11 protein-coding genes are annotated in these 15423 nt (G+C 63.4%); all 11 read left to right on the top strand.

Going from position 1 to position 15423, the window contains the following annotated elements; genetic code table 11:
• The first annotated feature begins 793 nt into the window (after positions 1-793).
• The 11 genes from ACIPZF_RS13420 to ACIPZF_RS13370 all read left to right on the top strand — a co-directional run bounded on the left by ACIPZF_RS13420 (position 794) and on the right by ACIPZF_RS13370 (position 15404).
• On the top strand, positions 794-2110 hold the full coding sequence (locus ACIPZF_RS13420) for a nucleotide sugar dehydrogenase (protein ID WP_400799878.1): 1317 nt from the start codon (positions 794-796) through the stop codon (positions 2108-2110).
• Positions 2111-2183: 73 nt separating this feature from the next.
• Positions 2184-3665, top strand: a complete 1482-nt coding sequence (gene alg8, locus ACIPZF_RS13415; RefSeq protein ID WP_400799875.1) for a mannuronan synthase — start codon at positions 2184-2186, stop codon at positions 3663-3665.
• A 36-nt stretch (positions 3666-3701) separates the two neighbouring features.
• Positions 3702-4868, top strand: a complete 1167-nt coding sequence (locus tag ACIPZF_RS13410) for a PilZ domain-containing protein (RefSeq protein ID WP_400799873.1) — start codon at positions 3702-3704, stop codon at positions 4866-4868.
• A 12-nt stretch (positions 4869-4880) separates the two neighbouring features.
• Positions 4881-6308, top strand: a complete 1428-nt coding sequence (gene algK, locus ACIPZF_RS13405; protein ID WP_400799870.1) for an alginate biosynthesis TPR repeat lipoprotein AlgK — start codon at positions 4881-4883, stop codon at positions 6306-6308.
• Positions 6305-7783, top strand: a complete 1479-nt coding sequence (locus tag ACIPZF_RS13400) for an alginate export family protein (protein ID WP_400799867.1) — start codon at positions 6305-6307, stop codon at positions 7781-7783. The genes algK and ACIPZF_RS13400 overlap by 4 nt, the downstream gene beginning before the upstream one ends.
• Before the next feature lie 19 nt (positions 7784-7802).
• Positions 7803-9362 carry a mannuronan 5-epimerase AlgG gene (gene algG / locus ACIPZF_RS13395; RefSeq protein WP_400799864.1) on the top strand — a complete coding sequence of 520 codons (1560 nt, stop codon included), beginning with the start codon at positions 7803-7805 and terminating at the stop codon, positions 9360-9362.
• Positions 9363-9375: 13 nt separating this feature from the next.
• Positions 9376-10818, top strand: a complete 1443-nt coding sequence (locus ACIPZF_RS13390) for an alginate O-acetyltransferase (protein ID WP_400799861.1) — start codon at positions 9376-9378, stop codon at positions 10816-10818.
• Positions 10819-10826: 8 nt separating this feature from the next.
• On the top strand, positions 10827-11930 hold the full coding sequence (locus tag ACIPZF_RS13385; protein WP_400799859.1) for a mannuronate-specific alginate lyase: 1104 nt from the start codon (positions 10827-10829) through the stop codon (positions 11928-11930).
• A 180-nt stretch (positions 11931-12110) separates the two neighbouring features.
• The gene (locus tag ACIPZF_RS13380) at positions 12111-13568 is read left to right on the top strand and encodes an MBOAT family O-acyltransferase (protein WP_400799856.1); all 1458 of its coding nucleotides are present in this window, start codon (positions 12111-12113) and stop codon (positions 13566-13568) included.
• A 10-nt stretch (positions 13569-13578) separates the two neighbouring features.
• Positions 13579-14736, top strand: coding sequence for an alginate O-acetyltransferase (locus ACIPZF_RS13375; protein ID WP_400799854.1), 1158 nt, complete (start codon positions 13579-13581; stop codon positions 14734-14736).
• A 20-nt stretch (positions 14737-14756) separates the two neighbouring features.
• Positions 14757-15404, top strand: a complete 648-nt coding sequence (locus tag ACIPZF_RS13370) for an alginate O-acetyltransferase AlgF (RefSeq protein WP_400799851.1) — start codon at positions 14757-14759, stop codon at positions 15402-15404.
• Positions 15405-15423: the final 19 nt, after the last annotated feature.

Genomic DNA, 15423 nt, shown 5'->3' with positions numbered 1-15423 from the left:
GGGGAGCGGGCTTGCCCCGCGAAAGGGCCATCTGTATCTCTACACCTCTCCTCGCCCTGCAACAGGGCACGCATCAAATTGCCACCTCGTCATTAAAATGACGCCAAAAAACCACCACGCCTATCGTTATCGCCAACCGTCATAAGACCGTTCGTACTTTTTTGACGAATTTTGAAAATATTTTTTCAATGCTGGCACAAAAATATCTCGTAACGTTTTCGCCCTTTATATCCAAGGGTGAAACACCCGAGTGCCATCAATATGAAAGTATTTACCCCTGAAGAATTATTTAGAAATCTTTCATCGACGCCGAACCGACCCAGGAACTTCTCCTACAACCTATCGCTCATAGTGCCGTAACGAATTTCATGCCCCATCGGTGTGAGAGATGACTTACAGATGACAACGGCAGGTATCCGCTACCCGCCACGGAGAAGTAATACAGGCTTTACCGGTGTCCCGGAATGCCCTGTCACCGCAGGAGAGACGCGCCCCATACAATTCGTCCTAGTGGTTGATTTCAAAGGATTTATCCACTTGAAAAAACAAGCACAGCAACGCGCCAAGTAGCGCATTGCAATAAAGACGGCTGCATTTCAGGGCACGCCTTTTAATTACTGGCCTTTTACTGCCAACTTTGAGTGCATAACTTTGTGCGCTCCAGACTTATTCATGCCTGCGCTCGGTGAAGTGTGCATTCGCCAAGGATCCGTGCGCCTTGAAACTGTTGTTAATCAACCCAGTCCGGCTCTTCCGTGAGGAGTCGACGTGATAAACACATGAGGTGATAGCGATGCGTATCAGCATCTTTGGTTTGGGTTATGTGGGTGCGGTCTGTGCAGGCTGCCTGACGGCGCGAGGCCATGACGTGATTGGTGTGGACGTATCCAGCACCAAGATCGACCTGATCAATCAGGGCAAGTCGCCCATCGTCGAACCTGGCCTGGAAGCGCTGCTGCAACAGGGCATCGCCAATGGCCGCCTGCGCGGCACCACCGACTTCGCCGAGGCCATCCGCGCCAGCGACGTGTCGATGATCTGCGTCGGTACCCCGAGCAAGAAAAACGGCGACCTGGGCCTGGAATACATCGAGGCCGTGTGCCGCGAAATCGGCTACGTCCTGCGTGACACCAGCCGCCGCCACACCATCGTGGTGCGCAGCACCGTGCTGCCGGGCACCGTCAAGAACGTGGTCATCCCGATCCTCGAAGACTGCTCGGGCAAGAAAGCCGGCGTCGACTTCGGCGTTGCGGTCAACCCTGAGTTCCTGCGTGAAAGCACCGCGATCAAGGACTACGACCACCCGCCGATGACCGTCATCGGTGAACTCGACAGCGCCAGCGGCGACGTGCTGCAAAGCCTGTACGAAGAACTCGACGCCCCGGTCATCCGCAAGCCGATCGAAGTGGCCGAGATGATCAAGTACACCTGCAACGTGTGGCACGCCACCAAGGTCACCTTCGCCAACGAAATCGGCAACATCGCCAAGGCCGTGGGTGTCGATGGCCGTGACGTGATGGACGTGGTCTGCCAGGACAAGGTGCTGAACCTGTCGCAGTACTACATGCGCCCAGGCTTCGCCTTCGGTGGCTCGTGCCTGCCCAAGGACGTCCGTGCCCTCACCTACCGCGCCGCCAGCCTGGACGTGCGTGCGCCGCTGCTCGATTCGCTGATGCTCAGCAACGAGTCGCAGGTGCAGAACGCTTTCGAACTGATCGAAGCCCACGACAAGCGCAAGGTCGCCCTGCTCGGCCTGAGCTTCAAGGCCGGCACCGACGACCTGCGTGAAAGCCCGCTGGTGGAACTGGCCGAGCGCTTGATCGGCAAAGGCTACCAACTGGACATCTACGACGAGAACGTCGAGTACGCCCGCGTTCACGGGGCGAACAAAGAGTACATCGAGTCGAAGATCCCGCACGTCTCGTCGCTGCTCAATGCCAACTTCCAGAAGGTCATCGACAACGCCGACATCATCGTCCTGGGCAACCGTGACGAGCAGTTCCGCGCCCTGGCCGAGCAAGCGCCGGCCGGCAAGCAGGTGATCGACCTGGTTGGCTTCATGGGTAAAGCGACCTGCCCCACCAGCCGTACCGAAGGCATCTGCTGGTAAGCCCTCGGCCGGGCGACGCAAGCCTCCCCACTTGCGTCGCCCGCCTTTCCCGAATTCTCGACGGATGCTGAACATGCAAAGGCTCCAGACAGTGCTGTTGCAGTGCGCCGGTTGGCTGCTCTACATGAGCCTGCTCATGTTGATCGCCCTGGCCCTGCCGGCCGATATCTTCGACTCGCAGTCGAAGCACTTCATCTTCCTGGTCGGCGCAGTCGGCATCTGGCGCTACTCCATGGGCGCCACCCATTTCATCCGCGGCATGATCTTCCTCTACGGCGTCTACCCGTATTTGCGCCGCAAGGTGCAGAAGATGGGGTCGGCGGCCGATCCGTCGCACGTGTACCTGATGGTCACCAGCTTCCGTATCGAAGCGCTGACCACCGCCCAGGTGTACAGCTCGGTGATCCGCGAGGCGATCGACTGTGGCTTCCCCACCACCGTGGTCTGCTCGCTGGTGGAGATGTCCGATGAGCTGCTGGTCAAGAGTTTGTGGGCCAAGTACAACCCGCCCGCCCACGTCAAACTGGACATCGTGCGCATCGCCGGTACCGGCAAGCGCGACGGCCTGGCCTACGGATTCCGCGCCATCTCGCGGATGCTGCCGGACGAAAACGCCGTGGTTGCGGTGATCGACGGCGACACCGTGCTGGCCGAAGGCGTGGTCCGCAAGACCGTGCCGTGGTTCAAGCTGTACCCCAACGTCGGTGGCCTGACCACCAACGAATTCTGCGAAGTGCGCGGCGGCTACATCATGAGCGAGTGGCACAAGCTGCGCTTCGCCCAGCGCCACATCAACATGTGCTCGATGGCCCTCAGCAAGCGCGTACTGACCATGACCGGGCGCATGTCGATGTTCCGCGCCAGCGTCGTGACCAACCCCGAGTTCATCGCCGACGTCGAAAGCGACTCGCTGATGCACTGGCGCCTGGGCCGCTTCAAGTTCCTCACCGGTGACGACAAGTCCAGCTGGTTCAGCCTGATGCGCCTGGGCTACGACACTTTCTACGTGCCGGACGCCGCCATCAACACGGTCGAGCATCCGCCGGAAAAGAGCTTCCTCAAGGCCAGCCGCAAACTCATGTACCGCTGGTACGGCAACAACCTGCGGCAGAACTCCCGCGCGCTGGGCCTGGGCCTGCGTCGCCTGGGCCTGTTCACCAGCATCGTGCTGTTCGACCAGCGCGTGTCGATGTGGACCAGCCTGCTGGGCCTGACCGTGGCGGTGATCGCCAGCCTCAAGTTCGGCATGGGTTTCCTGCTGGTGTACCTGCTGTGGATCGGCATCACCCGCCTGATCCTGACCATCATGCTGCTGTGCTCGGGCCACAACGTAGGCCCGGCCTACCCGCTGATCCTCTATTACAACCAGATCGTTGGCGCGCTGATGAAGATCTACGTGTTCTTCCGCCTCGACAAGCAGTCCTGGACCCGCCAGCCCACTGCCCTCAAGCGTGACCTCGCCAGTTTTCAACAATGGTTCAACACCTGGTCCTCGCGGACCATGACCTTCTCGGCAGCCAGCATCTTCGTCGCTGTGCTGTTCATGGTCGTGTGAGCCCAACCCGGATCGGATTAACAGGAACAAACCACCATGAATACCGCCGTGAACGTCAATGTCGTGCATGAGTCCGAAGCCCAGCGCCAACACGCCCGGGTGCGTATCCCAGCCAAGCTGCGCTTCCTGGATGCCCAGCGCCAGACCCACGAGGTGAAAGTCGAGGACCTCTCCGCCGGTGGCCTGAGCTTCTTCACCAAGCAGCCGCTGTCGGTGGGCGATGTGCTGCGCGGGCGCCTGCAGTTCGTGGTCGACAACCTCGGCCTGTCGATGGACATCGAATTCCAGGTGCGCTCCTACCAGACCGACAGCGGCCGGACCGGTGCCCAGTTCCAGAACCTTGAACCGCGCGACATCGCCACCCTGCGCCATATCATCACCAGCCATCTGTCTGGTGAACTGATCAGCATCGGCGACGTGCTCAGCACCCTGCAGCGCGACAACTTCACCAAGGCGCGCAAGCAGAAGGACAGCGGCTCCGGCCTGTCCGCCTTCGGCCGCTTCAAGGCGGTGACCATGACCCTCGGCGTGTTCGTGGTCGGCGTGGCTGCGTTCGGCTTCGTCGCCAAGTCGCTGTACGGCATGTACTTCGTCAGCCACGCCGAAGCCGGCGTGGTCGCGGTACCGACCACCAACGTCACCATGCCGCGCGACGGCACCGTCAACAGCCTGGTCGAGAGCGGCGGCCTGGTGGTCAAGGGCGCGCCACTGGCGAGCTTCAGCACCAGCATGCTGGACATGCTCAAAGGCCATCTGGACGACTCGCAACTGGAGCCGGCCAAGGTCGAGGAACTGTTCGGCAAGCAACTTTCCGGCACCCTCACCAGCCCCTGCGATTGCGTGGTCGCCCGCCAGCTGGTGGACGACGGCCAGTACGCCGCCAAGGGCCAGCCGATCTTCCAGCTGATCCCGCGCACCACCAACCCGATGGTCGAGGCGCGCTTCAGCTACCGCCAGTTCGACGAGGTCAAGCCCGGTACCCGGGTCAACTTCCAGGTCGCCGGCGAAGACGAAATTCGCACTGGCCAGATCGTCAGCAGCGCCAGCCTCGACAGCGACAACCTGGCCTCCGACATCCGCGTGCAGATCAAACCCGACAGCGGCCTGCCAGCAGAACTCGCCGGGCGTCCGGCCTCGGTCAACAGCGACCGTGGCCCTTCGCTCAACTGGCTGATCGACAAAGCCGTGGCCCGTGGTCTGTAAGAGGATCCTGCGATGATTACCCATAAGAAAAGCGCAAGCCTGGGCCTCTGTGCCCTGGCTGTGGCGATCGCCCTGGCCGGCTGTGCGGGCCTGCCCGACCAGCGCCTGGCCAACGAAGCCCTCAAGCGCGGTGACACCGCGCTGGCCGAGCGCAACTACAAGGCCCTGGCCGACATGGGCTACAGTGACGCGCAAGTGGGCCTGGCCGATATCAAGGTCGCCACCGGCGACCCGGACCAGTTCAAGCAGGCCGAGGAAACCTACCGCGCCGCTGCCGCCACCTCGCCGCGCGCCCAGGTGCGCCTTGGCCGCCTGCTGGTGGCCAAGCCCGACAGCACCCAGGCCGAGCGCGAAGAGGCCGAGACCCTGCTCAAGCTTGCCGCCGCGCAGGGCGAACAGAAAACCCTGATCCCCCTGGCGATGCTCTACCTGCTGTATCCGCAGAGCTTCCCCAAGATCAACGCACAGCAGCAGATCGACCAGTGGCAGGCCGCCGGCCACCCGGAAGCGGGCCTGGCGCAGATCCTGCTTTACCGCACCCAAGGCACCTACGACCAGAACCTGGACAACGTCGAGAAGCTCTGCAAGCAAGCCCTCGACACAATGGACGTGTGCTACGCGGAACTGGCCACCGTCTACCAGAAGCGCGGCCAGGCCGACCAGCAGGCCGCCTTGTTGCAACAGCTCAAGGCCGGCTATGCCCGCGGTACCGTGCCCGCCACCCGGGTAGACAGCGTCGCTCGCGTATTGGCCGACCGTAACCTGGGCCAGACCGACGAGAAAACCGCCAAGGACCTGCTCGAACATATCGCCCCGGCCAACCCGGCTTCCTGGGTCAGCCTGGCGCAACTGGTCTACGACTTCCCCGAGCTGGGCGACACCGACCAGCTACTGGCCTACATCGACAAGGGCCGCGAAGCCGAACAGCCGCGCGCCGACCTGCTGCTGGGCCGTCTCTACTACGAAGGCAACGCCCTCCCGGCCGATGCCGAAAAAGCCGAGCTGCACCTGCAAGCCGCCGCCGATGCCGGCGAGATCAGCGCCGACTACTACCTCGGCCAGCTGTACCGCCGTGGCTATCTGGGCGATGTCGAGCCGCAGAAGGCTGTCGACCATCTGCTCGCTGCCGCCCGTGGCGGCCAGAACAGCGCCGACTATGCCCTCGCCCAGCTGTTCAGCGAAGGCCACGGCATCCGCCCCGAGCCGACCAACGCCTGGGTCTTCGCCCAGCTGTCCCAGGTCTACCCGACGCCGCAATCGACCGAACTGGTGCAGCAACTCGACCAACAACTCACGCCCGAACAGCGCAGCCAGGCCCAGAGCCTGCTGGCGCAGGAAAAACAGGCGCGCGGCAACATGGCCCAGGTGGGCCGCCGCAGCCTGACCATCGATGCCCTGCAAGACCAGGATTCTGCTGTAGACGGTGAGGACATGCTATGACGCTCAACCCCTTCGTGAAAGCCGGCATTGGCCTGACCTTCGCCCTGCTCTGGTCGTGCCCGACCCTGGCCGACATCACCGCGCAGAAGAACTTCGGCATGGACGTGAAGATCACCGGCCAGTCGGAAGACGACCGTGACCTTGGCACCCGCTCCGGCGGGGACGTCAACGGCCTGGGCCTCGACCTGCGCCCCTGGGTGTACGGCGAGCGTGGCAACTGGAGCGCCTACGCCATGGGCCAGGCGGTCGCCGCCACCGACACCATCGAAACCGATACCCTGCGCCAGAACGACGACGGCACCACCACCGACACCGGTGACGACAGCCGCAAACCTGACAAAAGCTACTTGGCCATGCGCGAGTTCTGGGTCGGCTACAGCGGCCTTACCCAGTATCCCGGCGAGCAGCTGCGCCTCGGTCGCCAGCGTCTGCGCAGCGACGACGGCATGTGGCGCGACACCAACATCGAAGCACTGAACTGGACCTTCGATACCACGCTGCTCAAGGCCGACCTGGGCGTGGCCCAGCGCTTCAGCGAATACCGCACCGACCTTACCGAGCTGGCCCCGGAAGACGAGGACCGCACGCACCTTTACGGTAACGTCGCCACGCAATGGACGCCCGGCCACTGGGTCGGCCTGCGCGCCCACCACACCCATGACAGCGGTAGCCTGAAAAGCCCGGGCGAGACCATCGATGCGCTGGACAAGACCCGCACCGGCGACCTCACCTGGCTGGGCCTGGAAGCCAATAGCGATGCCTACAACTGGCGCAACGACCACACCGTCAACTACTGGGGCAGCCTGACCTGGCTGACCGGTGATCGTGACAAGCTGAGCAGCCAGCTGGTTGGCGACGACCAAGTGGTTACCGGCAAGCAGAGCGGCGACGTCAACGCCTGGGCCACCGACCTCGGCATCCGCCTGCGCCTGGACCCGCAATGGCAAGTCGGCGCGGCCTATGCCCGTGGCAGCGGCGGCGGTGGCGACGACGGTTCGAACAACTTCGAGCAGACCGGACTTGAGAGCAACCGCTCCAACTTCACCGGCACCCGCTCGCGCGTGCACCGCTTCGGCGAAGCCTTCCGTGGCGAGCTGGGCAACCTGCAGGCGGCCACCCTGTTCGCCTCCTGGCAGCTGCGCGACGACTACGACGCCAGCCTCATCTACCACAAGTTCTGGCGCGTCGATGGTGAGCAGAACATCGGTTCCAGCGGCATCAATGCGGCGGTCAACGACAACGGCGTGAGCCGCCCGCTGGTCAACGGTGAAAAGGACCTCGGCCAGGAAATGGACGTGGTCGTCACCAAGTACTTCAAGCAAGGCCTGTTGCCGGCCTCGATGAGCCAGGCGATCGACGAGCCGTCCGCGCTGGTGCGCCTGCGCGCCGGTGTGTTCAAGCCGGGCGATGCCTATGGCAAGGAAGCGGATTCGTACATGCACCGCGCCTTCGTCGACGTGATCTGGCGCTTCTGAGGCCGGGAGAGGACCTGCTATGAACCTTCACCCGCACATCCGTCACAGCCTCCTGGCCAGCGCCCTGCTGCTGGCATCCAACCTGGCCGTCGCCGCAGAACCTGCGGTGATCGCCAAGGAACTGCAGCAGGCCAAGACCTACACCGTGGCCAGCGCACCGATCGAGCCGCTGCACATGGAGCCGCCCAAGCTGCCCGACCTCAGCGGCTACACCGCCGAGGCCGTGCAGAAGAAGATCGACCGCCGCCACAAGGGCAAGGTCAGCGTGCGCCGCATGCTGCAGGAAGAGTCGCTGAAGGAATTCATCGGCGGCGACAACAAGGCCGCCGAGTGGGTGCAGCGCCAGCACGGCATTCCCCAGGCGATCTTCGTCGATGACGGCCATGTCGACCTGGTGGAGTTGAGCAAAAAAGTGCCCAACCAGTACCTGCGCGAGGTCGAGCCGGGTGTGTACCTGGCGCGCCTGCCGATCGTGGTCGGGCAGAAGGGCATCCTCGAAATCGACGGCAAGGTCAAGCAGCTGCGCCTGTCCCAGGAAGGCGGTGCGTTCCTGGTCAACGACGGCAAGCTGTTCGTCAGCGACACCCAGGTCACTGGCTGGCGCGAGAAGGACAACGGCCCGGCGACCTTCCGCTCGCCCAAGGAATTCCGCCCGTTCCTGCTGTCGTGGGGCGGTACCGAGACCTACATCGTCAACACCAGGATGGCCAGCTTCGGCTACGCCAAGTCCAAGTCGTACGGCGTGAGCATCTCGCAGTACACGCCGAACATGGCCAAGCGCATGGGCCGCCCGGAACCCACCGGCTGGATCATCGGCTCGGAATTCAGCGACATGTGGTACGGCTTCTACTGCTACGAGACCCAGGACTTCGTGGTCAAGGACAGCACCTACCGCGACAACATCGTCTACGGCATCGACCCGCACGACCGTTCGCACCGCCTGATCATCGCCGGCAACACGGTGTACGGCACCAAGAAGAAGCACGGGATCATCGTTTCGCGTGAGGTCAACGACAGCTGGATCATCAACAACAAGAGCTACGACAACAAGCTCTCCGGCGTGGTGATCGACCGTAACAGCGTCAACAACCTGATCGCCTACAACGAGATCTACCGCAACCACACCGACGGCATCACCTTGTACGAAAGCGGCGACAACCTGATCTGGGGCAACAAGCTGATCAACAACCGCCGCCACGGCATCCGCGTGCGCAACAGCGTGAACATCCGCCTGTACGAAAACATCGCCATGGCCAACGGCCTGGTCGGGGTTTACGGGCACATCAAGGACCTCTCCGACACCGACCGCGACATCGCCCTCGACCCGTTCGACACCAAGGTCTCGCTGATCGTGGTCGGCGGTGAACTGGCGGCCAACGGCTCCGGCCCGCTGTCGATCGACTCGCCGCTGTCGGTCGAGCTGTACAAGGTGTCCATGCTCGCCCCGCGCAAAGCCAACGGCATCAGCCTCAACGGCATCCTCGGCGAGCGCCAGGACGAAATCCTCGACCTGCTGGTGCGCCAGCAGAAGGCCGTGCTGATCGACCCGGTCGAACGCCAGACCGAAATGATCGATTAAGGAAGCCCAGACCATGACTCCACACCTGATCAAACTGCTGGGCCTGTCCGCCGCCCTTCTGGCCATCAGCCAGGGCGTGCGCGCCGATGAGGTGAAGGCTCCGGCCTTCACCGCCGAGCCCTGCTGCCAGCTGTGCCCCGAGGCGCATGACGCCAGCCGCTACACCACGCGCTACCAGCAGAACTTCACCACGCTGGTGCAGGCCCAGGGCGACTGGCTGTTCCGTACCCGCGAAGACCTGCGCACCGAATTCAACACCACGCCGGCCGGCTACAAGCGCCTGCAGCAGGTGCACGACGCGTTCAAGAAACGCGGCGTGGAACTGGTCGTGGTCTACCAGCCGACCCGTGGCCTGGTGAACCGCAACATGCTCAAGCCCGCCGAGAAAGCCGCCTTCGATTACCAGAAGGCCCTGGGCAACTACCAATCCATGCTCAAGCGCTTCGCCAGCATGGGCTACAACGTGCCCGACCTGTCGCCGCTGACCAACGAACAATTGGCCGCCGCCGACCAGGGCAAGGACTTCTACTTCCGCGGCGACCAGCACTGGACGCCGTACGGCGCCGAGCGCGCAGCCAAGATCGTGGCCGACACCGTGCACAAGATGCCGGCCTTCGAGGGCATCCCGCGCAAGGAATTCGAAACCCAGAAGTCCGGCCGCATGGGCAAGACCGGCACCCTGCACAATGTCGCTGGCCAGCTGTGCAACACCAGCTACGCGGTGCAATACATGGACCAGTTCGCCACCGAACCGAAAGGCTCGAGCGGCGGTGGCGACGACCTGTTCGGTGATGCCGGCAACGCGCAGATCACCCTGGTCGGCACCAGCCACAGCGGCAAGAACTACAACTTCTCGGGTTTCCTTGAGCAGTACATCGGCGCCGACGTGCTCAACGTCGCCTTCCCCGGTGGCGGCCTGGAAGGCTCGATGATCCAGTACCTGGGCAGCGAGGAATTCCAGAACAACCCGCCGAAGATCCTCATCTGGGAATTCTCGCCGCTGTATCGCCTGGACCAGGAAACCATCTGGCGCCAGATCCTCGGCCTGCTCGACGACGGCTGTGACGCCCGCCCCGCACTGATGAGCGCCAGCACCACGCTCAAACCCGGCAAGAACGAACTGATGGTCAACGGCAAGGGCGGCGTGATCAAGGACCTGATCAACCGCAACCTGCAGATGGACGTCAAGTTCGAGGACCCTTCGGTGAAGGTGCTGCAGGCGACCCTCTGGTACCTCAACGGCCGCCACGAGGACATCAAGTTGGAGAAACCGACCACCTCCGACACCGACGGCCGCTTCGTCTTCCAGATGCGTGAAGACGAAGACTGGGCCAGCCAGAACATCTTGGCCTTCGAGGTCCAGGGGCCGGAGGAAGGCACCCAGAAGGTCGAGGCCAAGCTCTGCAAACGCAACAACTTCGCCGTGCCCGCGCACACCGCGCAAGCCGGCCAGTGAGGCGACCCATGACCCAGACCCAGCGACTCTTCCGCCCCGCCCTGCTCGCTCTGGCCCTGTTCGGGGGTGCCGCGCATGCCGCGCTGGTACCGCCCCAGGGTTATTACGAGGGGATCGAAAAGCTCAAGACCAGCGACGGCAATTTCCGCTGCGAAACGCCGCCAAAGCCGTATACCGGCGCGCTGCAGTTTCGCAGCAAGTACGAAGGCTCGGACAGGGCGCGGGCGACCCTGAACGAGGATTCGGAAAAGGCCTTCCGCGACTCCACCAAGGACATCACCAGCCTTGAGCGTGGCGTGGCCAAGATGGTCAACCAGTACATGCGCGACGGCCGCCCGGCGCAGCTCGACTGCACCCTGACCTGGCTGGGGACCTGGGCCCGCGCCGATGCGCTGATGTCGACCAACTACAACCACACCGGCAAGTCCATGCGCAAATGGGCGCTGGGCAGCATGAGCGGTTCGTGGTTGCGTTTGAAGTTCTCCAACTCGCAGCCACTGGCCGCGCACCAGGCCGAGGCCGAGCTGATCGAGAAGTGGTTCGCCCGCCTCGCCGAACAGACCGTGCGCGACTGGAGCAACCTGCCGCTGGCGAAGATCAACAACCACAGCTACTGGGCGGCCTGGTCGGTGATGGCCACCGCCGTGGCCACCGACCGCCGCGACCTGTTCGACTGGGCGGTGAAGGAATACAAGGTCGGCGCCAACCAGGTCGACTCGCAGGGTTTTTTGCCCAACGAAATCAAGCGCAAGCAGCGCGCCCTGGCCTACCACAACTACGCCCTGCCGCCGCTGGCGATGATCGCCAGCTTCGCCAAGGCCAACAACGTGGACCTGCGCAGCGAAAACAACTTCGCCCTGCAGCGCCTGGGCGAAGGCGTGCTGTACGGCGCCCGCGACCCACGCCACTTCGCCGAACGCGCCGGTGAAAAGCAGGACATGAAAGACCTCAAGGTCGACAGCAAGTACGCCTGGCTCGAACCCTGGTGCGCGCTGTACCAGTGCGTCGGCGACACGCTGGAGCGCAAGCATGACATGCAGCCGTTCGACAGCTTCCGGCTGGGCGGCAACGTGACCCGGGTCTATGACCCGAGCGCGGCCTCGAAGAAATAGAAACACAACCCTGTGGGAGCGGGCTTGCCCGCGAAGAATACACCGCGGTGTAGGGCAAGGGCTTCGCCCTTGTTCGCGGGCAAGCCCGCTCCCACAGGATCTCGGTGACCCCTCGCTTTTTTGTGGGGGGTTTGGGGGGCGCTTTGCCCTGGATGCTGTGAACAATTTAGGAGAACCGGGATGGTCTTCTCGTCCAACGTGTTCCTGTTCCTGTTCTTGCCGATATTCCTCGGCCTGTACTACCTGAGCGGGCAACGCTATCGCAACCTGCTGCTGCTGGTCGCCAGCTACATCTTCTACGCGTGGTGGCGGGTGGACTTCCTCGCCCTGTTCGCCGGCGTCACCCTGTGGAACTACTGGATCGGCCTGAAAGTCGGCGCCGCCGGCGTGCGCACCAAACCGGCCCAGCGCTGGCTGCTGCTGGGCGTGGGCGTGGACCTGGCGATCCTCGGCTACTTCAAGTACGCCAACTTCGGCGTCGACAGCCTCAACGCGATCATCAGCTCGTTCGGCCTGGAGCCGTTCATCCTTACCCACGTGCTGCTGCCGATCGGGATCTCGTTCTACATCTTCGAGTCGATCAGCTACATCATCGACGTGTACCGCGGCGACACCCCGGCCACCCGCAACCTGATCGACTTCGCGGCGTTCGTGGCGATCTTCCCGCACCTGATCGCCGGCCCCGTGCTGCGCTTCAAGGACCTGGTCGACCAGTTCAACAACCGCACCCACACCATGGACAAGTTCTCCGAAGGCTGCACCCGCTTCATGCAGGGCTTCATCAAGAAAGTGTTCATCGCCGACACCCTGGCGGTGGTCGCCGACCATTGCTTCGCCCTGCAGAACCCTACCACCGGCGACGCCTGGCTCGGCGCCCTGGCCTACACCGCGCAGCTGTACTTCGACTTCAGCGGCTACAGCGACATGGCCATCGGCCTGGGTCTGATGATGGGCTTCCGTTTCATGGAGAACTTCAAGCAGCCGTACATCAGCCAGTCGATCACCGAGTTCTGGCGGCGCTGGCACATCAGCCTGTCGACCTGGCTGCGCGACTACCTGTACATCACCCTGGGCGGTAACCGCAAAGGCACCTTCAACACCTACCGCAACCTGTTCCTGACCATGTTGCTGGGCGGGCTGTGGCACGGCGCCAACTTCACCTACATCATCTGGGGCGCCTGGCACGGCATGTGGCTGGCGATCGAGCGGGCGCTGGGCCTGGACACCAACCCGCAGCGCTTCAACCCGGTCAAATGGGCCTTCACCTTCCTGCTGGTCGTCGTCGGCTGGGTGATCTTCCGCGCCGAAAACCTGCACGTCGCCGCCCGCATGTACGGCGCCATGTTCAGCTTCGGCGAGTGGCAGCTGTCCGAGCTCAACCGCTCCCAGCTCACTGGGCTGCAGGTGGCCACCCTGGTCATCGCCTACCTCAGCCTGGCGTACTTCGGCCTGCGCGACTTCTACCGCAATGCCAAGCCGACGCCCACGGCGACCCCGGTGCAGGTCAACGCCGACGGCTCGATCGGCCTGGACTGGACCCGGGTGATGACCCGCGCCCTGATCCTGCTGCTGTTCGTCGCCTCGATCCTCAAGCTTTCGGCGCAGAGCTACTCGCCGTTCCTGTACTTCCAGTTCTGAGGTGGATGACATGACCCGGACATTACGCATCACCTATTCGCTGTCGTTCATCGGCCTGCTGGTCGGCATGGGCGCCTGGTCCACCGGTGGCCTGCAAAGTTTCCAGCGCACCGAGCCGATGACCCTGCTCAACGGCAAGCTGGCCAAGGCCGCCGAGACCCACTACGACGCCGAGTTCCCGATCAAGCGCCTGGGCACCAACCTCTGGGCCGCGCTGGACTTCAAGCTGTTCAACGAAGGCCGCCCTGGCGTGGTGCTGGGCCGTGACCAGTGGCTGTTCAGCGATGAGGAATTCAAGCCCACCGCCGGTGCCGAGCAACTGATGCAAGAAAACCTGGCGCTGATCCGTGGCGTGCGCGACACCCTGCAGCAGCACGGCAGCCAGCTGGTGCTGGCGATCGTCCCGGCCAAGGCGCGGGTGTACTCGGAGTACGTCGGCAAGGAGCTGCCCGCCAGCCTGCATGACGACCTGTACAACCAGTTCCATGCCCAGGCCCGCCAAGCCAACGTGTTCGCCCCGGACCTGATGGCGCCCATGGAACAGGCCAAGGCCCGCGGCCAGGTGTTCCTGCGCACCGACACCCACTGGACGCCCATGGGCGCCGAAGTCGCCGCACAAGCCCTGGCCGAAGCGGTCAGCCGCCAGAGCCTGCTCAACGGCGATCCGCAGACCTTCATCACCGAGGCCGGCAATACCGCGCCGTACAAAGGCGACCTGACCAACTTCCTGCCACTCGACCCGCTGTTCAGCAACCTGTTGCCGACCCCGGACAACCTGCAGCAACGCACCACGCGCCCGGCCGAGGCCGAAGGCGAAGCCGGCGATGCGCTGTTCGCCGACAGTCAGATCCCGGTGGCGCTGGTGGGCACCAGCTATAGCGCCAACCCGCACTGGAACTTCCTCGGCGCCCTGCAGCAGGCCCTGCGCAGCGACGTCGCCAACTACGCCGAAGACGGCCATGGCCCGCTGCTGCCGATGCTCAAGTACCTGCAGAGCGACGCTTTCAAGAACGCCGCGCCACAGGTGGTGGTGTGGGAATTCCCCGAACGTTATCTGCCGATGAAAAACGACCTCAGCAGCTTCGATCCGCAGTGGATCGCGCAGCTGAAAAACTCCCGTAAATCCGAAGAAAACCTGGCCTTGTCGTCCACCCGGACGAATCACTGATCGATAGAGAGGAAATGCACATGACTACCAAGACTTCCATTGCCAAAGCCCTCACCCTCGCGGCCGGCCTGTCTCTCGCTTCCATGCAGGCCTTCGCCGGCGCCGACGCCGCGCTGTATGGCCCGAGCGCACCGAAAGGCTCGACCTTCGTGCGCCTGTTCAACGCGTCCAGCGCACCGGCTGCCGCCAGTGTCGGCAACACCCAGATCAAGCAGGTTGGCGCCCAGGCCAGCAGCGATTTCAGCTTCCTGCCAGGCGGCGACTACACCGCCCAGGTGGGCGGCAAGAGCGTGCCGGTCAAGCTGGCCTCGGACAAGTACTACACCCTGGTCAACAACGGCAGCGGCAACCCGCAGCTGATCGAAGAGCCGCCATTCAAGAACAAGCAGAAAGCCCTGGTGCGGGTGCAGAACCTCAGCGACCAGGCCGTGACCCTGAAGACTGCCGACGGCAAGACTGAAGTGGTCCCGTCGGTGGCTACCAAGGGCCGTGGCGAACGTGAAATCAATCCGGTCAAGGTCAACCTGGCCTTGTTCGAAGGCAACAAGAAAGTCAGCGACCTGAAACCGGTCGCCCTGGAGCGTGGCGAAGCTGCCGTGCTGTACGTAACGGGTTCCGGCAGCAACTTGTCGCCGGTGTGGGTAACTCGCCCCGTGACCAGCAACTGATCCCCCTGCCTCATAACGA

This window comes from Pseudomonas sp. NPDC089752 (assembly GCF_044748725.1).
GTDB lineage: Bacteria > Pseudomonadota > Gammaproteobacteria > Pseudomonadales > Pseudomonadaceae > Aquipseudomonas.
This window is presented reverse-complemented; position numbering and strand designations above follow the sequence as displayed.

Coding starts and splice junctions, on each gene's coding strand:
- algG (WP_400799864.1), top strand. CDS start 7,803: ATGAACCTTCACCCGCACATCCGTCACAGCCTCCTGGCCAGCGCCCTG.
- ACIPZF_RS13385 (WP_400799859.1), top strand. CDS start 10,827: ATGACCCAGACCCAGCGACTCTTCCGCCCCGCCCTGCTCGCTCTGGCC.
- alg8 (WP_400799875.1), top strand. CDS start 2,184: ATGCAAAGGCTCCAGACAGTGCTGTTGCAGTGCGCCGGTTGGCTGCTC.
- ACIPZF_RS13390 (WP_400799861.1), top strand. CDS start 9,376: ATGACTCCACACCTGATCAAACTGCTGGGCCTGTCCGCCGCCCTTCTG.
- ACIPZF_RS13420 (WP_400799878.1), top strand. CDS start 794: ATGCGTATCAGCATCTTTGGTTTGGGTTATGTGGGTGCGGTCTGTGCA.
- ACIPZF_RS13410 (WP_400799873.1), top strand. CDS start 3,702: ATGAATACCGCCGTGAACGTCAATGTCGTGCATGAGTCCGAAGCCCAG.
- algK (WP_400799870.1), top strand. CDS start 4,881: ATGATTACCCATAAGAAAAGCGCAAGCCTGGGCCTCTGTGCCCTGGCT.
- ACIPZF_RS13370 (WP_400799851.1), top strand. CDS start 14,757: ATGACTACCAAGACTTCCATTGCCAAAGCCCTCACCCTCGCGGCCGGC.
- ACIPZF_RS13375 (WP_400799854.1), top strand. CDS start 13,579: ATGACCCGGACATTACGCATCACCTATTCGCTGTCGTTCATCGGCCTG.
- ACIPZF_RS13400 (WP_400799867.1), top strand. CDS start 6,305: ATGACGCTCAACCCCTTCGTGAAAGCCGGCATTGGCCTGACCTTCGCC.
- ACIPZF_RS13380 (WP_400799856.1), top strand. CDS start 12,111: ATGGTCTTCTCGTCCAACGTGTTCCTGTTCCTGTTCTTGCCGATATTC.